This window comes from Lachnoclostridium sp. An196, assembly GCF_002160135.1.
Taxonomy (GTDB): Bacteria; Bacillota; Clostridia; order Lachnospirales; family Lachnospiraceae; genus Hominiventricola; species Hominiventricola avistercoris.
Window position 1 is genome coordinate 1 of record NZ_NFJZ01000003.1, and the last position, 25,342, is coordinate 25,342.

The 25,342-nt window shown below is 45.8% G+C and carries 21 protein-coding genes and 1 pseudogene; 17 read left to right on the top strand and 5 right to left on the bottom strand.

What is annotated here, in order from left to right; translation table 11 throughout:
• Positions 1 to 184 precede the first annotated feature (184 nt).
• Positions 185 to 715 carry an ATP-binding protein gene (locus tag B5F29_RS04480; RefSeq protein WP_242955576.1) on the top strand — a complete coding sequence of 177 codons (531 nt, stop codon included), beginning with the start codon at positions 185 to 187 and terminating at the stop codon, positions 713 to 715.
• A gap of 174 nt (positions 716 to 889) precedes the next feature.
• Here the strand turns inward: B5F29_RS04480 and B5F29_RS16250 are convergent, their stop codons facing one another.
• Positions 890 to 1,069 (bottom strand): hypothetical protein, encoded by a 180-nt coding sequence (locus tag B5F29_RS16250; RefSeq protein WP_143449120.1) that lies wholly within the window; start codon positions 1,067 to 1,069, stop codon positions 890 to 892.
• A 186-nt stretch (positions 1,070 to 1,255) separates the two neighbouring features.
• On the opposite strand from B5F29_RS16250, the pseudogene B5F29_RS17140 reads away from it, so the two are divergent.
• The 3 genes and pseudogenes from B5F29_RS17140 to B5F29_RS04500 form a co-directional block, all read left to right on the top strand.
• Positions 1,256 to 2,263: pseudogene (locus B5F29_RS17140) on the top strand (ABC transporter ATP-binding protein); the annotation flags it as partial.
• 569 nt (positions 2,264 to 2,832) lie between these two features.
• Complete coding sequence (locus tag B5F29_RS04495; RefSeq protein WP_087153492.1) at positions 2,833 to 3,672, top strand: ABC transporter permease; 840 nt, start codon at positions 2,833 to 2,835, stop codon at positions 3,670 to 3,672.
• A gap of 4 nt (positions 3,673 to 3,676) precedes the next feature.
• A complete protein-coding gene (locus B5F29_RS04500) occupies positions 3,677 to 5,569 on the top strand; it encodes an extracellular solute-binding protein (protein WP_087153493.1) in 1,893 nt (630 codons plus the stop codon).
• Here the strand turns inward: B5F29_RS04500 and B5F29_RS04505 are convergent.
• From B5F29_RS04505 to B5F29_RS04515, 3 genes are read right to left on the bottom strand one after another with little or no spacing between them, the layout of a single operon-like run.
• Positions 5,517 to 6,071, bottom strand: a complete 555-nt coding sequence (locus B5F29_RS04505) for a GNAT family N-acetyltransferase (RefSeq protein WP_087153494.1) — start codon at positions 6,069 to 6,071, stop codon at positions 5,517 to 5,519. The two genes, B5F29_RS04500 and B5F29_RS04505, sit on opposite strands and share 53 nt — an antisense overlap.
• Complete coding sequence (locus B5F29_RS04510) at positions 6,068 to 6,814, bottom strand: AAA family ATPase (protein WP_087153495.1); 747 nt, start codon at positions 6,812 to 6,814, stop codon at positions 6,068 to 6,070. The genes B5F29_RS04505 and B5F29_RS04510 overlap by 4 nt, the downstream gene beginning before the upstream one ends.
• Positions 6,811 to 7,293, bottom strand: a complete 483-nt coding sequence (locus B5F29_RS04515; protein ID WP_087153496.1) for a GNAT family N-acetyltransferase — start codon at positions 7,291 to 7,293, stop codon at positions 6,811 to 6,813. The genes B5F29_RS04510 and B5F29_RS04515 overlap by 4 nt, the downstream gene beginning before the upstream one ends.
• A 186-nt stretch (positions 7,294 to 7,479) precedes the next feature.
• Here B5F29_RS04515 and B5F29_RS04520 point away from each other — a divergent pair, with 186 nt between their 5' ends.
• From B5F29_RS04520 to B5F29_RS04570, 11 genes are all read left to right on the top strand, one after another.
• A complete protein-coding gene (locus tag B5F29_RS04520) occupies positions 7,480 to 7,893 on the top strand; it encodes a pyridoxamine 5'-phosphate oxidase family protein (protein ID WP_330397523.1) in 414 nt (137 codons plus the stop codon).
• Between the two features lie 231 nt (positions 7,894 to 8,124).
• Entirely contained in the window at positions 8,125 to 9,654 is a 1,530-nt protein-coding gene (gene arfA / locus B5F29_RS04525) for an arabinosylfuranosidase ArfA (RefSeq protein WP_087153497.1), read from the top strand.
• Between the two features lie 24 nt (positions 9,655 to 9,678).
• Positions 9,679 to 11,178, top strand: coding sequence for a sugar ABC transporter ATP-binding protein (locus tag B5F29_RS04530; RefSeq protein ID WP_087153498.1), 1,500 nt, complete (start codon positions 9,679 to 9,681; stop codon positions 11,176 to 11,178).
• 22 nt (positions 11,179 to 11,200) lie between these two features.
• Entirely contained in the window at positions 11,201 to 12,157 is a 957-nt protein-coding gene (locus B5F29_RS04535) for an ABC transporter permease (protein WP_087153499.1), read from the top strand.
• Positions 12,158 to 12,171: 14 nt separating this feature from the next.
• A complete protein-coding gene (locus B5F29_RS04540; protein ID WP_087153500.1) occupies positions 12,172 to 13,386 on the top strand; it encodes a sugar ABC transporter substrate-binding protein in 1,215 nt (404 codons plus the stop codon).
• 29 nt (positions 13,387 to 13,415) lie between these two features.
• Positions 13,416 to 14,399, top strand: coding sequence for an ABC transporter permease (locus tag B5F29_RS04545; RefSeq protein WP_162608366.1), 984 nt, complete (start codon positions 13,416 to 13,418; stop codon positions 14,397 to 14,399).
• A gap of 92 nt (positions 14,400 to 14,491) precedes the next feature.
• Complete coding sequence (locus tag B5F29_RS04550; protein ID WP_087153502.1) at positions 14,492 to 16,090, top strand: response regulator transcription factor; 1,599 nt, start codon at positions 14,492 to 14,494, stop codon at positions 16,088 to 16,090.
• The gene (locus B5F29_RS04555; RefSeq protein ID WP_087153503.1) at positions 16,087 to 17,844 is read left to right on the top strand and encodes a sensor histidine kinase; all 1,758 of its coding nucleotides are present in this window, start codon (positions 16,087 to 16,089) and stop codon (positions 17,842 to 17,844) included. Before B5F29_RS04550 ends, B5F29_RS04555 begins: the two co-directional genes overlap by 4 nt.
• 174 nt (positions 17,845 to 18,018) lie before the next feature.
• Positions 18,019 to 19,149, top strand: coding sequence for an AAA family ATPase (locus tag B5F29_RS04560; RefSeq protein WP_087153504.1), 1,131 nt, complete (start codon positions 18,019 to 18,021; stop codon positions 19,147 to 19,149).
• A 1-nt stretch (position 19,150) separates the two neighbouring features.
• Positions 19,151 to 19,882 carry a DUF3226 domain-containing protein gene (locus B5F29_RS04565; RefSeq protein ID WP_087153505.1) on the top strand — a complete coding sequence of 244 codons (732 nt, stop codon included), beginning with the start codon at positions 19,151 to 19,153 and terminating at the stop codon, positions 19,880 to 19,882.
• A gap of 214 nt (positions 19,883 to 20,096) precedes the next feature.
• Entirely contained in the window at positions 20,097 to 21,113 is a 1,017-nt protein-coding gene (locus B5F29_RS04570) for a hypothetical protein (RefSeq protein WP_087153506.1), read from the top strand.
• 52 nt (positions 21,114 to 21,165) lie between these two features.
• On the opposite strand, the gene B5F29_RS04575 is transcribed toward B5F29_RS04570, so the two are convergent.
• The gene (locus B5F29_RS04575) at positions 21,166 to 22,188 is read right to left on the bottom strand and encodes a threonine aldolase family protein (protein WP_087153507.1); all 1,023 of its coding nucleotides are present in this window, start codon (positions 22,186 to 22,188) and stop codon (positions 21,166 to 21,168) included.
• 115 nt (positions 22,189 to 22,303) lie between these two features.
• Between B5F29_RS04575 and B5F29_RS04580 the strand changes: the two genes are divergently transcribed.
• Both B5F29_RS04580 and B5F29_RS04585 read left to right on the top strand, forming a co-directional pair.
• A complete protein-coding gene (locus tag B5F29_RS04580) occupies positions 22,304 to 22,744 on the top strand; it encodes a hypothetical protein (RefSeq protein ID WP_242955577.1) in 441 nt (146 codons plus the stop codon).
• An 86-nt stretch (positions 22,745 to 22,830) separates the two neighbouring features.
• Complete coding sequence (locus B5F29_RS04585) at positions 22,831 to 25,329, top strand: hypothetical protein (RefSeq protein ID WP_087153508.1); 2,499 nt, start codon at positions 22,831 to 22,833, stop codon at positions 25,327 to 25,329.
• Positions 25,330 to 25,342 lie beyond the last annotated feature (13 nt).

Genomic DNA, 25,342 nt, shown 5'->3' on the forward strand with positions numbered 1-25,342 from the left:
CAACCTGTGAGATGCTAAAATTTATGCAAAGTAAAAACTGCCGGATTTCCCATAAAACCAATGGATTCGGCAGTAACTTTGCATAACTATTAACTTTGCATAACATCGTGACTACCTGATTTTAGGCAGTGAAGTTCACATTGATATATTTGATGATCGCCTGACGATCTATTCGCCAGGCGGGATGCCGGATGGAACACTGATCCAGGACAGAGACATTACCACAGTCTCTTCCACCCGCCGAAATCCTGTTTTGGCTGATATTTTCGGGCGGTTGGGATACATGGAACGGCAGGGCAGCGGCCTGAATAAAATACGGGATGCCTATGAACAGGCGGCAAACTTTCGCGCTGGGATGGAACCCACATTCTATTCAGACCGCACGCAATTCACTGTTACATTGCCTAATCTAAATTATCACTTGAAAGACCATCAAACTGCGAGTCCTAAAAAGCAAGTTGCGATTGACGTTGCGATTGACGTTGCGATTGACGTTGCGATTGACAGCTTGAACATAACTGCATCGACAAAAGCAAAGATTCGATCCATTTTCAGTCATGTGGGTTACAACACCCCGTTTGGGCGAAAAGATATCGCAGAGATGACCGGCATTTCGCAAACTGCAGCAGGCAATCTAATCAATAAAATGAAAACAGCGGCCCTCATTGAACCAATCAGCGGACTTGGAAAAGGGAAGTACAAATTCAGAAGATAAAAAGCGTCTAGGTCTGCCGCGGTATATCCTTGCTTCGCAGATGCCAAGGGCTGGAAGACAGCTGGCAGTTTGCCAATCTGCCAATCTGCTATAGCATCTTACAATGTCTTCTGCAGATCACGCGCGCATATTTTTTCGGCGAGTCTTCCAGAACGCGTATTTCTCCCGTCCGGATCATATGCTCGATCCTGGCGGCGTACCACAGATCGTTTTGAAAAACGGGATATTTGCCAGCATATGCGCGGGAGGATTGCCGATGACAGAGACGGGACCGTCTGATCTGCACAGGCTTTTCATACTTTTTGCACATTTCATAGAACCGGCTTCGCTTTCGCCAAATAATACTTCTATCAAGATACTTTCCCCCTTTATCTGTTGACAGTTTCAGCATACTGTCCGGGAAACAGCCTGTCAATCCCGGAAGATTTGATTTCTTGCACCGTTGTAATTCTATGAAGGATAAGATAGAATGAAATAAAAGTGTGACAGAGGGATAAGGGAAATTTGACATAAGAGAAAGTGTTGTGAAAGGAGAACGGCATGGCGAAGAAACTGGTGGAGTTCCGGAACATTGTAAAGAACTTTGACGGCCAGATTGTCCTGAAAGGGGTCAATCTGGATATTTATGAGAATGAATTTGTGACGCTTCTCGGCCCCAGCGGGTGCGGGAAGACTACTCTTCTGCGTATCCTGGGAGGTTTCCTGGATCCGGATGAGGGGGAAGTGATCTTTGATGGCGAGGAGATCAGCAATAAACCGCCTTATGAGAGAGAACTGAATACTGTATTTCAGAAATATGCGCTGTTCCCTCATCTCAGTGTGTATGAGAATATCGCGTTTGGCCTGAAGATCAAGAAGATGGCCAAGGATATCATCGATCAGAAGGTCATGAAGATGCTGAAACTGATCGGCCTGGAAGGATATGAGAATAAGAATACGACTTTGTTGTCCGGCGGACAGCAGCAGCGCGTCGCCATTGCAAGAGCGCTGGTGAACGAGCCGAAGGTGCTGCTGCTGGACGAGCCGCTGGCGGCGCTGGATCTGAAGCTGCGCAAGGAAATGCAGTATGAATTGAAGCGGATCCAGCAGGAGGTGGGTATTACCTTTATCTTTGTCACTCATGACCAGGAAGAGGCGCTGACCATGTCTGATAAGATCGTGGTCATGAATAACGGAGAGATTCAGCAGGTGGGAGCGCCGGAAGATATTTATAATGAACCGGTCAACCGGTTTGTGGCAAATTTCATCGGTGAGAGCAATATCCTGCCTGCTGTCATGGTAGAAGACTATAAAGTGCGGTTTGACGACATTACGTTTGACTGTGTGGATTTTGGTTTTAAAGAAAATGAGCCGGTGGATGTGGTGATCCGTCCGGAGGACATCGACATTGTGGATGTGGCGGACGGAAAGATGACCGGCGAGGTGCTGAGCGTCCTGTTTAAGGGCGTACACTATGAGATCATTGTGGAGACCGTGCCGGGAACCAGCGTCACTGTGGATATGCGGGTGATCCGAAACCATGATGTGAGCAGCGAAGACGGCAACGAAATGATCAGCGCCAACGATTTTTATGTGGATGTGGACGACGTGGGAGAGCTGGATGAAAAAGAAGTCATCGCGCTGTCCAACGCCCAGGCATGGGATCCGAAGAGCGACGAATTTATCTCCATCGCAAAGGTGGAATACGAGGTGTCCGAGAAGGAGGGACAATATCCGGTGGTGTTCTCCACTGCCAAGGGCACGAAGATCAAGCGGACAATCTTCGTTGTGGACCAGCCTTTTGTAAAGAATGAAAAAGCCAATGAGGGCATCATGGCGTTTAACTTCTTCAAGACAGTGGATGAGATCACCGAATCCCAGGCGCTGGATACGGATCTGAAGACCTGGGCCAATGCGCAGGGCTGGAAGCTGAGCGATGAAAACCAGAGTATTGATATCAGCGTGGACTATGACTTTGAACCGGAACAGGTGAAAGAAGGAGTCTATAAGATTACATTCTGGACGACCGGCCGGGAGTTTAAAATTCACACTACCGACTATACGGAAGTGGGACAGCAGGTGGGACTTACATTCTTCCCGGAAGATATTCATGTGATGTCTAAGGGGGTATACGGAGGATGAAACGATTCGCACAGCTTGCGCTGCCGTACATTGTGTGGGCGGCTTTGATGCTGGTGCTTCCCATGGCGCTGATCGCCGTGTATTCTTTTATGGATCAGGGAAACAGCATCATACCTTTTTCTTTTACGCTGAGGCATTATATCCGGTTTTTTACAGATCCGGATTTCCTGCTGATCCTCTGGAGATCGATTCTGATCGCGGTGAAGACGACGGTGATCTGCCTGCTCCTGGGATATCCGATCGCATATTTTATCGCGCGCAGTTCGGAACGGCTTCAGAATATACTGATTCTCTGTATCACGATTCCTATGTGGATCAATATGCTGGTGCGTACCTATGCCTGGATCGGGCTTTTGAGCGAAGGCGGACTGGTGCAGCGTTTTCTCGGGCTTTTTGGTCTGGGAGATATGGAGCTTCTGTATACGGAAGGCTCTGTGCTGCTGGGAATGGTATATAATTTCCTGCCGTTCATGATCCTGCAGATTCAGACGGCGCTCAGCAAGATGGACCATTCTCTGCTGGAAGCCAGCGCGGACCTGGGGGCAAATCCCCGTCAGACCTTTCAGCGTGTGATCCTGCCGCTGTCGCTGCCGGGCGTGATCAACGGGATTACGCTGGTGTTCCTGCCGGCCGTGAGTTCCTTCTTTATCCCGAAACTGCTGGGAGGCGGCCAGTATTTCCTGATCGGAAATATGATCGAGAATCAGTTTATCACAGTAGGCGAGTGGAATTTCGGAAGTGCGATTTCCATGATTATGGCAGTGATTATGATGCTGCTGATGATGGCAGTGCATCGGATTGAGATCCGCAACCAGGGCGGAAAGGAGGATGAGTGACCGTATGAAGAGAGGAAAACGGCCGTTCGGAAAATTCCTGATGGTCCTGGCGATCGCATTTTTCTATCTGCCGATCTTATATATGATTGTATTTTCCTTCAATGACGGAAAATCTCTGACGGTTTTTTCGGGATTTTCGCTGCGGTGGTACCGGCATATGCTGGAGTCCGGAGATATGATGGAGGCTCTGTACACCACGTTCAGCATCGCGGTCCTTGCTACGGCGGTTTCTACGGTAGTGGGTACAATCTCGGCGATCGGACTGAGCAAGTCCAAAAAGATTGTCCGTGATGTGATGGAACAGGTAAATAATCTGCCGCTGATGAATCCGGAGATCGTGACGGCCATCGGACTTATGCTGCTGTTCATCACTTTCAGAGTAGAGAAGGGGTATGTGACTATGCTGCTGGCGCATATCGCGTTCTGTATCCCGTATGTGATGCTCTCTGTAATGCCGAAGATCCGGTCGCTGGATCCCAATCTGGCGGATGCGGCCATGGACCTGGGCGCGACGCCGTGGCAGGCGCTGACGAAGGTGATTGTCCCGCAGATCACACCGGGGATTGTTTCCGGAGCGCTGATCGCGTTTACCATGTCGGTGGATGATTTTATCATTTCCTATTTTGTGACGGGACGGGGAGTGAAAAACCTGAGTATCATGGTATATACCATGAGCAAGCGTGTCAATCCCAGCATCAACGCGATTTCCACACTGGTGGTCGTAATCATTACGATTGTGCTTGTGATCATCAATGTGGCGCCGGTGATCGCGGCAAAGCGGACTGCCAAGACGGAAGTGAAACACCGGCGGATCTGGATTCCGGTTACCGGAGGCGCGGTGCTGGCAGTGCTCGCCGTAGGTTTCCTGCAGTTTGGAAGAGGTACTCTGGAGCGCCCGTATGAGGGACAGACGCTTCATATCTATAACTGGGGCGAGTACACCGGGGAAAATATCATCCGTGACTTTGAGGAGGAGACCGGCGCTACGGTGGTAATGGACAATTTTGATTCCAATGAACAGATGTATATCCGGGTGGCGAACGGAGAATCCTACGACCTTCTGGTTCCCAGCGACTATATGATTCAGCGCCTGATCGAAGAAGATCTGCTGCAGAAGCTGGATAAGAGTAAACTGGACTGCCTGGATAAACTGTCCGATGCGGTGAAAGGCCTGCCCTATGACCCGGACAACGACTACTCCATTCCATATTTCTGGGGAACAGTGGGGATCGTATACGATAAGACGAAAGTGGATATCGAGGATCTGGAAAGGGAAGGATACAATATTTTCCTGGACGAAAAATATAAAGGGGATATTTATCTGTATGACTCGGAACGGGATTCCTTTATGATGGCATTGAAAGCGCTGGGGTATTCCATGAACACGGAGAATGAGGACGAACTTCAGGAAGCCTATGAATGGCTTGTGCAGTGCGTGCAGACCATGGAACCGGAGATTGTGACCGACGAGATTATCGACAACATGGCGCAGGGAAGAAAAGCGCTGGGACTGATCTACTCCGGAGACGCCACCTACGTCATGGCGGAAAACGAGAACATGGGTTACTATATGCCGGAAACCGGGACCAACCTGTGGTCGGACGCCATGGTGATTCCGAAAAATGCCCGGAATGTGGAACTGGCACATGCGTTCATCAATTATGCCAGTGACTATGACGGTGCGTATGATAATTCCAGCTATGTGGGCTATACTTCTGCAAATCAGGAAGTGATGGAGGTTCTGTCCGGAGAAGGCGGCGACTATGAAGGAATTAACGCTTATATCCCGCGGACAGACAACCCCAATGACGAGGTTTTCGTGTATAATGAAGAAACCAAAAAAATCATCGGGGATCTGTGGAGCCGTGTGAAGATTGCGGCGAGCAATGCGGATTGACAGCGCAGAACACCAGATGCGGCATGTCCATATGATAATAATGTTTTACCAACTGTCCGACGATTTTCATACTGTTTCTCCTGGCAACATTCTGGGATGCGGTATTGGTATCACGGATAATGGAATAAACTTCGCCTGCATGGAGTACGTCAAATGCGTATTCTTTGCAGGCGATTGCCGCCTCTGTGGCATAGCCCCGGCGCCAGCAGTCTTTTCGCAGGAGGTATCCTACTTCCAGAACCTGCTTTCCGTTGAAATCCTGCCAGGTCAGTCCGCACTGGCCGATCAGTTGGCCGGTGGTTTTCTGAATCATGCCCCAGAGACCGAAGCCATCCGACTGATAGCGTGAAATCTGGCGGTTCAGCCAGTCCCATGCTTCTTCATCACTGAAAGCATGCTCATAAGCGTACATCACTTCTTTATCCTGGAGCATAGCGCACAGCGCTTCAAAATTAGAGGGCTCCATTTCCCTTAAATACAGGCGTTCTGTAGATAAAATCATTCGTTGTCTTCCTCCAGTAATCTTTGGACTAAAATTTCCCGGTTGTTGATAAACAGTTCCGTGATCTGATAGCTTTCCGTATCTTCGTAGCGGCAGGGCCGGACTGCCCCGTCGTCAAAAGTCAGGATCTGCGCGTCCGGAATCCCCAGCAGGATGGGCGAATGGGTAGCGACAATGAACTGTGAACCACGCTCCGCCATCTTTGCCATCTGGATAAACAGGGTGAGCTGCCGTTGCGGAGACAGCGCCGCCTCCGGCTCGTCCATGAGAAAAAGCCCTTCCTGGTCAAAGGACTGGAAATAGGACAGGAAACTTTCTCCGTGGGACTGCTCGTGCAAGGATTTGCCTCCGAAACGGGAGTAATAGGCGGATTTGTCATCGCCGTCTCTGTATTCTTCCGCTTTGGTAGCGACATTGAAAAAGCTTTCTGCGCGGAAAAAATAGCCGGAGTGCGGACGGCGGAATCCTTTTTTCATCCGAACCGCGCGGCTCAGTTCCGAGACGTCGTCATAAGTACTGAACCGGTAGTTTCTGGTTCCGCCCTCCGCATTAAAGCCATACGCCACTGCGATGGCTTCCAGAAGAGTAGATTTTCCGGAACCGTTTTCGCCGGCGAAAAAGGTAATCGGATTTTCAAACGTCAGTTCCTCAATGGAATGAAGGGCGGGAATCTGTTTCAGATAAGAATGTTCTGAGATCTCGTCCCAGTGGATGGAGACGGTCTGGATAAATTGCCGGTTCATAAATCCAACCTCATGTAAATCGAAGAGTCCAGCGGACTGTCATTGTAGCGCGGGATTTCATAAAAACCGTACTGCCGGTACAGACTGATCGCATTCTGCAGGAAAGGGAGTGTATCCAACAGGAGAACGGTATAACCGATATCCCGCGTGTCTCCGATCACTTTTTCGATCAGCTGTCCGCCGATGCGGTGCCCCCGGAATTCAGGACGTACATAGAGCCGTTTCATCTCTCCGGTCTGCGCATCCAGCTTTCGCAGTCCGATGCAGCCGGCAGGACGGTCCCCGAGACAGGCAAGGTACAGCCGGCCGTAAGGAGGACCATATTTTTCGCCCAGATGGGACAGCTCTTTTTCATAATCCTGGATCTGAAGATATGCTTTTACAGATGGATTTTCTTCCGCCAGATAATCCGTATATTCCGTGAACAGCTGCCCGATCTCCTGTAAAGAATCATAGGCAGGAATAATGTCCGGTTTCATGTATATAAACCTCCGTGGGCAAGACTATAGAAAACGGTTTCGATATCTCAATGATACTCTGTTTTGACTATAGTGTAACAGCAGCATATGTGTCAATAATATAATTCACAACTATCTGAAAGTGTGCTACAATTTTTTATGAAAAAGTTCGCTGAAGTCTGCAGAGAATGGAAGGGGGATATAAAAATGACAACAGAACAGAGACAGGCAATGGAAACGGTACATGATTTTATTAAACAGGCGGGCACTTACTATATTGCTTCCGCAGAAGGGGATCAGCCCCGCGTACGTCCGTTCGGAGTGATTCATATTTTTGAAGACAAGCTCTATATTCAGACGGGCCGCAGAAAAAAATGTTACAAGCAGTTCGTGAACCAGAAGGTGGAACTTTGCTGTATGCATGGAGGAAAATGGATCCGCCTCTCGGGAACATTGGCAGAGGACAAGAGGATCGAGGCGGAGGAGGCCGTGCTGAGCGCGTACCCGAGCCTTGGCGGAATGTATAAGGCAGGCGATGGAAATAACTGCGTGCTCTACTTCACAAATGCCCGCGCGACGATTTCTTCGTTTACGGAGCCGGAAGAGGTTTATGAGTTTTAGTCGGTTCCCTAGTAATGAATTTTAGATCATAAGTGAAAAGGATTCCTTGGTTCAAAGCCGGGAATCCTTTTTTTGGAATAATCAGACCATAAAATTTTATACATTTTTCCGTGACTCCGAAAAAACTTAAAAATACTATACAATCTGGAAAAAAGATCGTATGGAGATTCAGGAGCAGGAAAGATAAAATATTGGCATCAAAAGTCAAATAAGAATTAAGGAGGGAACCTTGTGAAAAAGGCAGTTTGTTTTAGCGACAAGCATTATGCGATCGGGAAAATTGACGACAAGATGTATTCTTCTTTTACAGAACATTTGGGAAGAAGCATTTATTCCGGCATTTATGAGCCCGGTCATCCTGATGCTGACGAGGATGGGTATCGAAAAGACGTAATAGAATTGGTAAAAGAGCTGGGAGTGCCTGTAATTCGGTATCCAGGCGGAAATTTTGTGTCTTGCTACGACTGGCATGATGGCATAGGTCCCAAAGAAAAACGACCGAAAAGAATGGATTATGCCTGGGCCAGCATAGAAACAAATGAGTTCGGAATTGATGAATTTTGCAGATGGGCGAAAAAAGTCGGTGTGGAACCTATGATTGCGGTAAATCTTGGAACCGGATCCATCAAAGATGCGGGCGATTTAGTAGAGTACTGCAACCATCCGGGAGGGACTTACTGGAGCGATCTGAGAGCGAAAAACGGAAGTCCGGAACCGTATAATATTAAATACTGGTGTCTAGGAAACGAGATGGAAGGAAGCTGGCAGGCAGGACATTTGTCTGCAGAAGACTATACGAAAAAAGCGCTTGAAGCAGCAAAGATTATGAAATGGGTGGATCCGTCCATTAAACTGGTAGCCTGCGGCAGCAGTTATGAGATGCTTCCCACTTATATGGAATGGGACAGAACCATGCTTACGGAATTGTATGACCAGGTAGATTACCTTTCCACACATAATTATACGATGAACTCCGGGCAGGGAACGACGAATTTTGTGGCTGCATATAAACAACTGGATTCTCACATTAAGAACAGCGGTCGTGTGATCGAATACGTGAAAGCAAAAAACCATTTCGACAAAGATTTGAAAATCTGTCTGGACGAATGGAATGTCTGGAATTTCCAGGATATCAAATTAGATTCCCTGGACGACCTGCAGGGACTTACGACATTTGAGATGACATCTGCAGAGAAGTGGGAGATTGCTCCGGCTATTCTCCAGGAGAAGTATAGTCTGCTGGACGCGATTGTCGTTGGAGGATTGGGAATTACACTTCTAAACAATGCGGATATCGTAGAAATTGCATGCCTGGCACAGCTGATCAATGTGATCGCGCCGATTACCACCATCCGGAATGGAGGGCTTTTTAAACAGGCGATATATCATCCTTTCCATATGCTCAGCAAGTATGGACATGGAACAGCGATGAAAGCAGTTGTGGATGCTCCAAAATATTCCTGTGACTTCGGAGAGTTAAATATTGTGGAACCGGCTGTAGTGTATAACGAGGAATCAGATGAGGTGCGTATCTTCGTTTTGAACTGTGATCAGGAAGAAGATGTGGAATTTGAAATTGACTTACAGGGATATGGAGATAAGAAAGTAAAGAAGCATCTTGTATTGAATGGAGAAAATTATGAGGCCCGCAATACGATAGAGGATCCGGACCGGGTGACGATGAAAGAGCTGGAAGCATCTGGTGCGAACCATGTGGTTCTGCCTAAATTATCCTGGAATGTGGTGATTCTCGGGTCTTGATGCGAAACGGACACGGAGGAAACCATGAAAGGAAAAACTGTATTAAAAGTATTAAATATATCCAAAGACTTTGGCCAGACCCACGCGTTGAAAGATGTGTCTGTAGATATCGAACAGGGCGAGATCATAGGCCTGATTGGTGAGAATGGTTCCGGAAAGTCTACGCTGTCCTCCATCATCTCCGGCGTGTATCCTGCTACTAAGGGGACGATGGAGTTGGACGGAGAAACATATCTGCCAGCTAATCCTATGGATGCACAGAAACATGGAATCAGTATGATCGCTCAGGAGATGGGAACCTTACCGGGCATTCGAGTGGCGGATAACATTTTTTTAGGGAAAGAACAACTTTTTGTCAAAAAAGGAGTTGTAAACCGTAAAAAAATGTATGAAGAAGCCAAACACGCAATGGAAAATATTGGGATTGAAAATATCAATCCTGAAGATCCGATTACCAGATACAGCCTGGAAGAACGCAAGTTGGTGGAAGTTGTCAGGGCGCTGTATTCTGATCCCAGAATCTTTATTGTAGATGAAACGACGACTGCGTTATCACAAAAAGGGCGTAACCTGATCTATCAGATAATTCGTAAGCTGAAAGCAGAAAATAAAACGGTTTTGTTTATCTCCCATGACCTGGAAGAATTGATGGAGATCTGCAGCAAAATGATAGTACTTCGGGATGGAGTCTATATTGCGGAACTTCAGAAAGAAGAATTCCAGGAAGACCGGATTAAAGAATTAATGGTAGGACGCAAGCTGACAGGAGATTATTACCGCAGTGATTATGATGGAAGCTGCAGCGATGAAATCGTTTTGAAAGGAACGGATATCCATGTGGGTGAAAGCGTAAAAGGAGTATCTCTGGAGCTGCATAAGGGAGAAATCCTTGGGATCGGAGGCCTTACGGACTGCGGAATGCATGAACTGGGGAAAGCGCTTTTTGGAAATACACAACTTTTATATGGACAGGTAGTTTTGCAAAATGGAGAAAGAATAAAATCCGAAAAGCAGGCGATCAAAAACAGGATGGGGTATGTATCTAAGAATCGGGATCAGGAGGCGCTGATTCTTTCTGCCAGTATTCTTGACAATACCGTTCTGCCATCGCTTTCAAAATTATCGAAAGCGGGATTAATAACAAAAAAGGCCGAGAGAGATTTCACAAACAAACAGGTTGAAAAAATGAGTATCAAATGCAGAGAAATTACTCAGGATGTGAGGGATTTAAGCGGCGGAAATAAACAGAAGGTCGTATTCGGCAAGTGGCTGGGAAACGAGTCGGAGATTCTTATTTTGGATTGTCCTACAAGGGGTATCGACATTGGAGTAAAAGCATTTATGTATCAGTTGATGTATCAGCTGAAAAAAGAAGGCCGATCCATCATTATGATCTCGGAAGAATTGCCGGAACTGATTGGAATGAGTGATCGTATTCTGATCATGAAGGATGGGAGAGTTCAGAAATCTTTTGAACGGTCAGAGAGCCTTAGTGAAGCAGCTTTGATTCAGGAAATGGTCTAGGAAAGGAAAGGGGCATGAAAGTATGGAAAGAATGAAACAGACGTCTATGACCCATGTGACGGATGTGCTTCGAAAAATTGTTCCCTTCCTTGGGATCATTTTAATGATTTTAATTTTTCAGATCCTGGGTGATGGGAAACTCTTAACAAAAGGAAATCTGAACAGCATATTGAATCAAACCGTATATGTGGCAATTATGGCGTTCGGAGCCGTGTTTGTATATTCTCATGGCGGAATGGATCTGTCTTATGGCGGAGTTATTGGATTCAGCGTTTTGATATCTATATTGGTTGCGAATACTGGTGTGCCGGTTTTTGTAGTGTTTTTAAGCAATATTGCCGCAGCCCTGGTATGGTTTGTCCTGAACGGGGTCGTGTCGGTATATTTAAAAGTGTCTCCATTTATCACATCATTATGTATTATGTACATGTGCCGTGGTATTTTAAATACAGTATGTGCATCGCAGAAATATAGTATTCCGGTGTACCTGTATAACTACGACAACCAAATATTCAAACTGTGTATGCTGTTGGGTGTCTATGTGATTTGTTATCTTTTATTCGAAAAGACTCGGATCGGAAAAGAGAACAAAGCGATCGGCGGAAGTGCGGTAGCTGCGCAGCAAGCGGGAGTCAATGTGCAACGGACCAGGATGCTCGCATATGTAATCAGCGGTATTACAGTAGGAATTGCAGGATTCATTCTGATGGCCAGAGCGGGAAGCGTCAGTACTTCCACGGGTCAGGGGTTAGAGATGAATGTTATCACGGCGCTTGTACTTGGCGGGGTTCCCCTTTCCGGCGGCTCGCGTGTCAAAATGATCGGCGCGCTGGTTGGAAGTTTTTCCGTCATACTGCTGCGTAATGGATTGATAATTCTTGGAGTGAACGAGCGGGTGATAGAAGGCATCCAGGGACTTGTTCTGTTGCTTCTGGTATTTTTGACTTATGTCAAGAACCAGGATGGAATCTTAAAATAAGGAGGATAAGAAGAATGAAAAAGGCAGTGGCATTATTGTTGGCTTTTTCCATGGTGTTTGCGCTTTTTGGGTGCGGGAATACGGATACAGCGTCGGGTACCGCTGGTACAGATACTGCAGGAGCGGCAGAGGGATCTGCAGAAGATCCTGCTGCGGCAGACGAGACGACCAGTGAGGTATGGTCGGATCAGGCAGGAGCAGGGGAAGTATGCGGTGATGAAAATGGGAAATACACCATCGGTGTTGTAATCCATACTACTACGGATTTTCTTTGCGCGAAATACAAAGAGTATTCCGATTATCTCGGAAAAGCCTATGGTGTAAGATTTAATTATTACATTATTGAAAATTTCGCGGATGAGACTTACCTTTCTGCAATTGAGAACCTCTGCGCGCAGGGTGTAGACGCGATTATTACCACTAACTTCTCTGGTACGGCGGTTCTTCAGGGATTGAAAACCTGCGAGCAGAACGGCGTGTATCTAGGGGTAGGCTGGTCGCAGATTGATGAAAGCATTCGTGACCAGGTATTTGCCAGTGAGTATTTTGTGGGCAGCTCTTATGAAGCAGATTTCGATGCCGGATATGAGATCATCACGAGTTTGATTGATGCTGGCTGCACTAATATAGCGGCAATTGGTTATGAACCTGGAATCACTTGTCATGACAGACGTTGGGAAGGTATGATGCAGGCGTTTGAAGATCATCCGGAAGTACAGAAGGCCGGAGAGTACAGAGGCCTGGAATTTACAAAAGCTGTTGAAGATTTTCTGGCAGCAGATGATACCATTGACGGTATTGCAATTACTCTCCTTGGTATTGAATATTGTTCGGAGCCGATTAAATCTGCAGGCAGAGAGGGACAGGTAAAGATTGCCTTCTGCGACTTGTCCGAGAATTGTCAGGGAAGCCTGGACAGCGGTGAAACAGTATGCGCAATCGGCGGACAGTATGTCGACATTGTATTCCCGTTCGTATTGCTTTATAACGCATTGGAAGGAAACCCGATGGAAAAAGTAGAGGTGCCGGTGAACTTTATCGTTTGCAAATCCGGAGAAGAATTTGCTAATTACATGAAATATTTGCACGACGATGGAGTCTATGCGTGGACGACGGATGAAATTGATCAGCTGATCGTTTCCAAGAATAGTGAAGCATCTTCTGAAACACTTCTGGAGATGGGAGCGAATTACAGTATTGAGGATACGATCGCAAGACATGGCGAATAATGAATTCGCTTTCGGAAAGGGGAACTAAAATGAAGATCACATCCATCAATCTGAAAAATGCATTTAAAGTGATTCTGCTTCCCGTATTTGTGTATATACTGTTCTTTGTCTGCTCCGGCGGCAATTTTGGAAAGCCTTCCAGTATTATTATGAACCTGAAGCAGACTTTGACACCGACGCTGATCTCTTATGCGATGTGCTGCAATATGCTTTGCGACAGAATGGATCTGAGTGCGGGAGCAGTCGTGATGCTGTCAGCCATGTTTGGTGCCAAGATGGTGTACTTATATGGAATTGGACTCGTACCATTTGTGCTGCTGGTAGTAGGAGCGGGGATTGTCCTGGGAACTGTCTCCGGAATTATGTATATGCTTTTAAAAGTTCCTGCGATTGTAACTGCTCTGGGTGTCTGCATGGTTTATGAAACATTGTCGAATTTGGCAAGTATATCCTGGGTAACGGCGGTCAGCGGCGAGATTACTACATTAGGAAGATTTCCATGGTGTCTGGTTATCTTCGCGGTCATGTTTGTACTCTTTTATATCATATTTAATCATACAAAATTTGGATATCATGTACGGGCATGCGCGAGTTCACAGCAGATAGCGAAAAGCGCCGGAGTGGATACTAAAAAGACCGCATTTTTATGCTATGTAGTATCTGCATTATTCCTGGGGGTAGCGGCGCTGTTAAAAATTTCTATACAGGGATCCATTGATACGCCTATGTATATGTCCAGTACAAATATTATTTTTAACTGCATGTTGGGAATTTATGTAGGATTGGCACTGGAACCGTACTGCAATCTTCTGATTGGAATTTTTGTAGGTAATTTCATTCTGAATATGCTGACAACAGGGCTTTTGAGCATGGGACTGTCTGCATCGCTTCAGGACACGGCCTCCGGTGTGTTCCTGCTGATTATCATGATTTTTACTTATAATAATCAGAGAGTACTGGATTTTATAAACAGCCGGAAGCAAAGAAGGGAATTGGCAGAAGCACATCAATAAGAAAAAGTTGAACGGCGGTGTCCGGGGCAGTGCAGGAACAGATTCTTGCACGGCTCCGGATGCCGTTATATACTTACTAGGGGGGGAAAGATATGATCAATGTGCTGTTGGTGGATGATGAAAAACTGGCGCTGGAATACCTGGAAAATATTATTGACTGGAATTATTATGGCTTTTACCTGGTTGGAGTGACATCAGACCCGGAGCAGGCGCTGGCCATTTATAAAAAATGTCGGCCGGAGTTAATCATATCTGATGTGAAGATGCCTGTGATGAGCGGATTGGAACTGGTGGATGCGATGAGGGAGTATGGAGGAAATTCCCATATACTGTTCTTGTCTGCATATAAGAACTTTGATTATGTAAAACAGGCAATTCGGTTGAATATTGATGACTACATCCTCAAAAGCGACTTGGATGAAGAGACTCTATTAAAGAAGATATTAAGATTAAAAGAGGTTATTGAAAAAGAAAAGGCAAAAAGCAGTTATACAATTAATGTGATTTTTAAAGAATTGTTTGAAAAGAATATGCCGGAAGAGCAGTATCGGATTATGCTGGATGAAAGTGATTATCTTAAATTGCATAAGAACTATTATTACCTTATTCTGGCTCAGAGAGTGGTGCCAAGATTTATCAGCTCTTATATTCCTCAGAATCCGACACCTATATCTGTTTATGGCTATCAGTTTTCAAGTATATGCAGAAAGAATGAGACGGAAAGAGTGAAACTGGTGTCAGTTTTTGACATAAATGAAAATGAGACTTTGGCAGTTTTGGATCTTATGGGGAATGTATATGGCGAAAAAGAGATTGTCGAAAATATCTATTATTATGCCAGACAGGTTTTTCGGAGTATGAACCGGGAAACAGAAGGAAGATTTTATCTGTATTATTGTCGGCGAAAAGGATCATTGAGGCAGTTTGGCAAGCTTTATCATGAGAATAAAAATCAATTATCACAGAGATATTTGAAGAAGGATGCACAGCTGTTGGAATTTTCGGAGAGTTTGTCACAGCCGGGTTTACAGGGCGCAGTCCCGCCCTCTGTCACACCTGAAGACCTGTATTTCAGGATAAAGCAGGAAGACAGGGATGGAATAGGAATGTTTCTGCAGACTGTGAAAGACGCAGTTCTGGGGGAGGATTATGTAACTTATTTGTGGTATATAAAAAGTATTTTTGAAGCTTTTCATATGTTCGAAGGGTCTCTTGCAGGCGTAAGAAGCGGAAGAAGATTCTCTATGATGGAGGGGAGTTCTGCTTATGATTTGAGTATCCCTGAAGAACTGGTAAGCTATGTGGAATTTAAGGTAGAGGAAATATGGTTTTTACAGGGAGAAAAAGACGAGGGGGCGTGCTCTTCTACAATTGCGAATGCCATAAAATATATCAGAGAGCATTATGGAGAAGAGGAATGCTCTCTTTCTGGTGTCGCAAAACATGTAAATATCAGCCCATCCTGGCTTTCTACTAAATTCAAGGAAGAAGTAGGAACAGGCATTAATGATTTTATAAACAGCGTCAGGATTGAGAATGCAAAAAAACTGTTTGAGAGCGGAGACTATATGGTCTATGAAGTATCGGAGCGCGTGGGTTATACGTCCAGCCAGTACTTCAGCAAGATTTTTAAGGATTTTACAGGCATAACGCCTAATCGGTATCGGAGAGAACTGACAGATAAAAAATGAAATTAAAGAATAAACTGTTTTTTGCGCAAATTATCGTAGTACTGTTGATGTTTGTTACGATGACGCTGATGCTTTCTCAGATCGTATATATGACAAGCAGTCAAAATGACCGCGATAATACCATGATACTGAATGAGCAGATTATGACTCAGATAGATCAGTATTTTGAAGAACTGGAGCGCTTCACAGAAGTAGTGGCAGAAGATGGAGAATTAAAAAATCTGATCTGGGAATGTATGAGGAATCCAACCGAACAAAAGAAAGCCCAGATACGTATATATTTATCCGGATTGGCGGTAAAAAATAAGATGAAATCTTATTCTGTGAGGGGCATATACATTGAACTGCATGACAGTAAAAATGAATATGATTATTCAACGGTAGGATTCTCCGACAAAATAAAAGGATATTTGAGAGAAAAACTGCAGGCAATACCCGAAAACGAGGGGGATTTTATAGATCCTTTTTTAGAGGATGGGGATTCTACAACAGCTTGGGGAAACACGTTTAATATGGTTTATGGGTACGTGCTGCCTTATCAGGACAGTCAGATGTCAGGGCGGATTGTTGTGATATCTGCTTTCGATCAGATAATATATATAGCAGAAAAAATGAGCGGGTACAGTAATGATTATCTGCTGATGAACAGCGAGAATCAGGTCTTTTTGTCCGGAATGAAGGAGACGGGGATTTCTATAAATGAAGTTCTGGAAAATCTGGAATATGGAAATTCTTATATGGAAGGATATTATGAAGAACCGGGAGCGATAACAACAGTACGATTTTCAGAACCTGCCGGATGGAAGATTATGTGCCGGCTGACGAGGGAGGATATACTCCTGAATAATCAGTCATTAATCTTGCTGGATGAGGTTCTGGTGGCTGTATTCGGGCTTTGCGTGGTGCTGATCATGCTTCCGATTGTAAAGAAATTTACTGCGCCTCTTTCCAAAGTATCAGAGCAGATGCAGGAGATCGCAAAAGGCAATTTACAGGCGCGCATACAAGTCGAATCCAACGATGAAATTGCGGAGGTTGGAAGAAGCTTTAATCTCATGGCAGAAAAGTTACAGGAAAACATAGATAAGATGCTTGAGCAGGAAAAAAGAGAACAAAAGATGCGCTACAGTCTTTTGATCTCTCAGGTAGATCCGCATTTTATCTACAATACTATGAACATGATTACTTATCTTGCGCAAAAAGGCCGAAATGAAGATGTGATCGCGGTAAACAGGGCTATGATAGAGATCTTGAAAGACAGGCTTCGAATTGATCTGGAAGAGGTTTACGATACCGTTGACCAGGAGATTAAAGTAACGGAGCAGTTTTTGATTATTCAAAAATATCGTTATGCGGACACGTTTAAAACAGAAATCCAGATAGAAAAAGAGGCAAAAGGCTGTTATATTGCAAAAAATGTGATACAGCCGTTGGTAGAAAACGCTTTGTTCCACGGAATATTGTGCAACCGCGATGAAGATGGAGAAATACTGGGAGGCTGCATCCAGATTCAAGTAAAAAAGGATGGAGATTATATATGGATTTCCATAAAAGACAATGGAATCGGCATGTCGGAAAAAATGATTGAAGAGCTGGAAAAACAGCCAATTTCCAAAATAAGGGGAAAACATATAGGTATACGGAACATTAAGGGAAGAATCCATTATATTTACGGAAATAACTGCTCTTTTGCCATTCGATCGAAAGAGGGAGAAGGGACGGAAGTTCTGGTAAAATTGCCAGAGATGAATTGAATAACAAAATCTGTTCGGTTTATTTATGCAGAACAGAAAAAATAGTAGAGATTATTGCTTAGATACATTATAATATAGACATGCTTTGCAGCCCCCCAAAAAATACGTACGAATCTCTGATTGAACGATTAAAGAGCTTATGGTATCGTTTAAACTTTAAGGAAGGGAACGGAAATGATATATATAAAAAGTTTAGATATTAAATCTTTCAGAGGGATTTCTTCATTGCAATTAAATGAACTATCTCCCATTAATATTCTGACAGGAGATAACAATTGTGGAAAGACAAGTGTACTGGAGGTCTTACAGACTTATAGCAATCCGGAAAATTTTAAAATTTGGGGGACGGTGCTGAGAAGAAATGTTAGTAGAGTTGTTCCATTTTCTCCGTACTCATATTATGAAGGGATATATGACCTTTTTGATGTCAACAGGGAGAACAAATGTATCGAGTATACCGTTGTGAAACAAGAATCCGGGACAGGAATAAACACTGAAAATATCCGGCTTTTTGCAGAAATCATAGAAGAAGAACTGACAGAATCTGAATATGAAAAGATTCAGGGAGTTTCCATGACATTTTCAAAAAAAGGGGATTTGTCAGATGAAATTGTTCATAGTGTAAATAAGATGGAAATACATCTTTTTATCAACGGGAAGCTGAAAGCAGAAGGATATATATTCGACGGTCAAAGGCGAATAGAAGATAATCAAAAGTCCCCCGTGCTCAAATCAAAACGTAATGTTGTGTATATTTCGCCGTCCAGGCATACAGAAGCGGATATCTACCTTACAGATATTTTAAAATATCCGAATTTGTACGAGGAAATGCTTGAGATCCTGAAAGACTATGATGAGGATATTATAAGTATTAATTATGACAATGACGATAAATATCGTGCAAGCAGAGGTGTCTATAAGATATTATCAAAATCTTATAAAGAGGCATTGCCGCTTAATGTGTATGGCGATGGCATGAAAAAGGCGATCTTGCTTATGAGTGCTGTCTTAAAAGCTCAGGATGGCATTCTTTTGCTGGATGAGTTTGAAACCGCTATTCATACATCTGCAATGGACAGGACGTTTGGCTGGATATTGGAAACCTGTCTGAAACTTAATGTGCAGGTGTTCCTGACTACTCACAGCAAAGAGGCTATTGATAAAGTCTTAAAATGTTCTGAGGAAGTACGGGATAATACTTCTTTATATACTCTGTATAAAAACGAAGACAGGATTGCCGTGCGTCGTTTATCGGGGGAAAAAGCAGTAGAAGTACAGGACGAAATGGGATTGGAGCTGAGATAAGATGAATAGTATTATAATTTGTGAAGGCTCCACGGATTCCATTCTTTTGCAGTATTTTCTGAGAAAAGCGTATGGATGGGAAGATACAAGCGAACGTATCCCTTTAAGCAGAAAATTTAGGACGTTCAGAAAACTGAAAAAGGAAGAACGGACGCTCTGCATTGGGGGAAGCGGCGGCGCTAGCCAGATTGAGGATAAATTTGATTATATTCTGGAATTGAACAGCTTTGCAACAAATGGAGAAGAATACAATAAAATTATTATTTTGACGGATCGTGACGAAGTGGATACAGAAGTTGATTTCTGTACAAAAATCAGTCGGATTCTGACAGCGAGAACTGTATATACTGATCAGACAATAAAGAATAACGAATGGGTTCACTGCAAGATGAAAAATGGACAGGGAAAAGAAATATCAGTGGATTTACTTTTGCTGGTGATTCCATTTGAACAGACAGGAGCAATGGAAACATTTCTGCTGGATGCGATTGCTGAAATGGACACCTATGATAATACTATTATCAAACAGGGAAATGTTTTTGTGGATTCCGTTGATCCTGATAAGAGGTATTTATCAAAACGCAGGTATGTAACCAAAGCAAAGTTTGACGTTTACTTTTCTGTGAGAACAGCAGCGGAACAGTTTGTAGAACGCCAGAATCTATTAAAAAGTGTTCCGTGGGAGGAATATCTGTTGATTCAGGACAGTTTTAAAAAATTTAAGGATCTATAAGAGACACGATATATTCAATAGACTCAGAGGGTACGTGTTTGCGTGCCCTCGAACTATTTTGGGCACGATAGGACAGACAAAGCAGCGACGGAATATGATGGAGCGGATAAAAAGTGGAGGGGCAGTCGGAGAGTGACCGGATTTTTACAGAAAAGAACCCCCGACAAGGATATCTGGATCTGGCATATACTGGAAGATAAGGGGGGCCAAGGAGATGAAAAGGGACGGCATCGCAGGTGTCCTGCTGGCGGCAGGCATAATAATGTTTTGTGTTCTGTGCTTTCTTTTCCCGTACCTGAATCCTGTTTACGATAATCAAGAAGGGGTTGTTTTCTACGGAATTGTGGAGAATCTGGACATGAACGGGAGCCGCAGGCAAGTAGTAAATATTCCGGGCCGGGGCCAGACGGAGGTTCCCGAAACAGAAAAAATAACTTCGCGTACTCTGACAGAGGATTTTGAGGAGCTGGAAAACGGCGATCTGATAAAGCTTGTATTTCCAGAAGATGTCAGTATTATGGAGACCTGGCCGGCGCAGTTTTCTGAACCTGCGGACCGCATTGAAGTGATAGCCAGAGGTCCGTTCGCATTAAAACAGAAGAATGGCATGTGTTTTCTCGCGTTCCCGGAAAAGATGATTGCGGGAACGGGGGCGGATTCACTGCGCCCGGGAATTATGCTGGACTTTTGCCGGAACGGGCACGGAGAGACTTCCGGGGAGGAAAGGTTCGCGCTTCTTGAGATTGAGGGGGTAAATCAGGAACAGAACCAGATCTGGGTTAAACTGGATATAGAACAGGCGAAGGCCTTTCTGGAAGGATATGAATCCGGCGTCAGCTGCTATGTGTCAGAAAGACAGGATTTATCCTCAACACAGAAAGAAGATCCTGTAAATGTAATACAGTATGCGATGGATGGAAACGGCCGGGATCTGAAAGCAGAGGATTTTGTGGACGGGGCTGTGTGGGACGGGATTTATACAGTAAGAGCGCGCAGTGTGTCGAAAAATGGAAAGTCTGTATCTGTTCCTGTTCTGGACCGGACTGAAATTTTATTTTCTGAGGACTGTCTGTTCGTGATGGAGGAGCCTGGAGACAGTGGTCTTTACAGCGTAATGAGTTTTGAGGAGTTTGCAGATCTGGCAGAGGAAAAAACAGATCATGAACAGACCGCGTTGTTCTATGCAAAGTTTCAGGACGGGGAGATTACAGAAGTGTTTTTTCCGGATTGAACAGGCTCCGGCATGCCGCCAGAGCCTGAGAAAACAGGAAATTCCCATAACTTTATAACAGCGCTTCCAGCGCGTTGACATCTTCCATTTTTGTCGCCCAGCTGGTGGCGAATCTTACGACTGTGTGACTTTCATCATATTTTTCCCAGAAGCTGAATCTTACGGATTTGCTTAATGCTTCCATCTTCTGGTTGTCCAGTATCACAAAGAGCTGGTTAGTGGGCGAGTCCAGGAGAAAGCGATACCCTTTTCCTCGAAAGGCATCCCTCAGCCGTGCGGCTGTCGCGATGGCGTTCCTGCTGATGTGAAGATACAGCTGGTCGGTGAACAGCGTGTCGAATTGAATGCCCAGCAGCCGTCCTTTGGCCAGTAAAGCTCCCTGTTGTTTTACTATAGTCAGGAAATGATCGGGAGCCTGTCCGGGGAAAACGACGGCTTCTCCGCAGAGCGCGCCTGTTTTTGTGCCTCCGATATAAAACGCGTCGGTGCAGCGGGCAATATCCTCCAGTGTGACATCAGAAGAACTGCAGGCGAGGGCATATCCCAGCCTGGCGCCGTCCAGATACAGAGGAATATGATACTCCTGACATACGGAGGCGAGCGCTTCCAGCTCTTTTCGGGAATACAGTGTCCCGTACTCTGTGGGATGGGAAATATAGAGCATGCCCGGAAATACCATGTGCTCATGATTCTCATCGCCATAAAAGGTTTCCAGATATTCTTTTAATGTTTCCGAGGATATTTTCCCGTCTGTATGAGGCAGGGGGAGCACTTTGTGCCCGGTGTATTCTATGGCTCCGGCCTCATGAGCCGCAATATGTCCGGAAAAAGCGCAGAGCACGCCTTCGTACGCTTTGAGCATGGAACGGATCACTACAGCGTTGGTCTGGGTCCCGCCCATCAGAAAGAAGATTCCGGCCCCGGGACACCCGCATGCGGAGCGGATCTTTTTTTTTGCTGATTCACAGTATCTGTCAGTCCCGTATCCGGGTAATTTCTCCATATTTGTATCGATCAGTTTCTGCAGAATGACTTTGTGAGCGCCTTCACTGTAGTCGTTTTCAAAATACAGCATAAATGAGCCTCCGTTTTCAAATGATCATTTGATCATTATACCATATTTCCCCAGAACCAGTATACGGGCTTCTGCATATAGGTAATATATAAGAAAATAGAATGGAGTGGAATCCATGAGGAATCAAGGAGATTGGAATCCCTATTATATGGATCCGGCGTCCATGGGCACGCAGCAGGGAAGGATGTATCCGTGGCTGTATCCTTACGGAACCCGGCTGAACTGTTGGAATCTGTGGAATTCACCGGAACGCATGGAGGACGAGATGGACAGCCGCCGTCTGCAGGAGCTCTATCCGATCATGGCGCGCCGTCTGCAGCCTTATGTGGAAGAAGTGTGTACCCGTCTGGAGTATCCGGGAAGCATGATGTATGATGAGTATCCGGACCGGCTCTCCCTTCTTCGACAGGCAAAATCTGTGTGGGAAGAGGCAAGAGCACAGGAGAATTTTGAAGAACCGGAACCTAAGTGGGAACAGCTGCAGGATCTGATCGGAGTTCTTCTCCTGCAGGAGATGCTGCGCAGGAGGAAGAAGAACCGGTCCGGATGGAGATGAACCGTTTGGCGGCATATTGACCTTCCGGAAAAAGATTGCTAGAATATGCACATAACAAAGGGAAGTATGGAGACAGACAGATATATATGAAAAAATGGATCATCAGATATGGCACCGTGCTGCTGTGTTTTCTGGCGGGGATAGGAGTCATGAGCTATGCCACCCGGATGAGAAACAGGGATATGACCACGACGATGGCAGAGGCGACTCTGCCCGTGGCTTTCGCAGAACAGGACGGGCAGTTGTTTAATGAAATGCATGGATATGTACAGCCTATGGACGGCAGTTACATGAAGGATACGGTCATCGGAGTGTCAGAAGATCATGTGGTAGGGCTGGCTGTGGAAAAATACAATGCGGAGATTGAGAGCGTCTCTTATGAAGTGCGCAGCCTGGATATGAGCCGTCTGATCGAGAGCGGAGAAGGTCTGCAGGGAGAGGACGACGGAAGATATCTTCATTTTTCTCTGGAGCTGAAAGATTTGCTGGCGGAGGGAGAGTTGTATCTGCTGGTTCTGAATGTGCAGACCCATGAGCATGGGGACGTCTGGTATTATTCACAGCTGAGTTATCAGGGAGAGAACCATATACAGGAGTGCGTGGATTTTGCCCTGGAGTTTCACAATCGGATACTTCAGAAGGATATGGATTATATTCTGCCTTATCTGGAGAGCGACAGTTCCATGGACGGTTCTTCTCTGGGGTATGTGAATATTCATTCCAGGACAGGCCCTATGACCTGGGGAGATATGCAGATAGAGAGGACGACAGATCCGGAACTGACATTTACCGGTGTCAGTGATGATGTGGCTTCTTTAAAATTACAGTATCAGATCAGGAATACCCAGACGGGTGAATCCTATCAGGTAGAAGAGGCGTACCGCGTCCGCTATACCAGTACCAGGATGTATCTGCTTGCCTATGAACGTACGGCAGACAGGATCTTTGAGCCGGGTTCTCAGCTGGTGGAAGACGGACGCATTCAGATGGGTATCCAGAGTGAAGAAGTGAACTGGCTGAAAAATGAAGAAGAAAATGTGATCGGGTTTGTACAGCAGGGGCAGCTCTGGTCCTTCGATTTCGGTCAGAACCGTTTGAGCCTGGTCTATGGGTTTGCGGACGGAGACGACGGGAGGGGGACTTATGATGCCCATGATTTCCGGATCCTGAGCGTGGAGGATTCCGGAAGTATGGACTTCCTGGTCTACGGTTACATGAACCGGGGACGTTATGAAGGCATGAGCGGCGTGCTGCTCTGCCGCTATGACGCGCTTTTGAACACGGTTGAAGAGCAGTTTTTCCTGCCCAGCGATCATCCTTATCAGGCGGTGAAGGAAGAACTGGGAGCGTTGGCGGCTGAAAATGCGAACGGGACGGCATGGCTTTCTTACGGAGGCCAGATCCTGCAGATCAATCTTGCGGATTGTTCTGTGCAGGTATTAGAGGAAAATGTGTCCCAGGATGATTTGAAGATTTCAGGAAACGGCGCGCTGGCGGCCTGGACCGCCGCGGAAGGGACTGCCATCAGTCTTCTGGACGTACAGTCCGGAAGGATCCGGGAGATCCGGGCGGAGTCCGGGGAGGTGCTTCAGGCGCTGGGATTCATGGAGGAAGATTTCATCTATGGAACCGCGTATGCTTCGGATATTGTAACAAATCTGGCAGGGGAAGAGACCATACCTATGTACCGTGTGGTGATTCGCGATCATTCCGGCAATGAGGTGCGGGAATTCAATTATACTTCCAGAGGGAAATATGTGGTTGGAGTTACGATTGTGGAGAACCGTATAGACCTGGAATGTGTAAGCAGACAGGGGGACGGTTCTTACGCGGAAGCGCTTCCGGAACCAATTACTTATACCAGCGAGAGCGAGCCGGAACAGCTGGTGCTCACGGTAAAAGAGGATGAAACCAGAAGAAATGAATATGGTTTTGACTATTCGGGCACTTTAAAGAATGGTTCCATGAGACAGCCAAGAGTGCGTCTGGTGCTGTATGAGGATGACCGTACCCTGGAGGTTGCTCCTTCGGACAGAGAGTTCTATCTGGCTTATACATTTGCCGGGGAAGCATCCGGATTTGAGACTTTGTCTGCGGCTGTGAGATATGCGGATGAGGAGATGGGAAGCGTATGGAGAGACGGGTCCCGCTGCTTCTGGGAAAGAGGAGCGCAGGCGACAAGAGCGCAGCTTGATGGGTTTGAGATTCCGGAGACGGCAGAGAACACCGGCGACAGCCTGGCGCAGTGCCTGCAGCTTCTGCTGCGTCAGAAACAGATTTATACAGACGTGCAGGGGGCGCTGAATGCCGGAAATGCGGCATGGGAGATCTGCCGGGATGAACTTGGAGACAGCTGCTGCCTGCTGCCGGGATGCAGCCTGGACGAGGTCCTCTATTATATAAGCGCGGGAGCGCCGGTCATGGCGGTGACGGATACCGGCAGCGCGGTGCTGATCGTGGGATATGATGCGCAGAATATTGTATATTATGAGCCCGGGCAGAGCGACCTGAGGCGGGCAGGTATGAACGACAGCGCCTCCATGTTTGAGGCTGCCGGAAATCTGTTTTTCACGTATCTGCCATAGGAAAGAGAGGTCT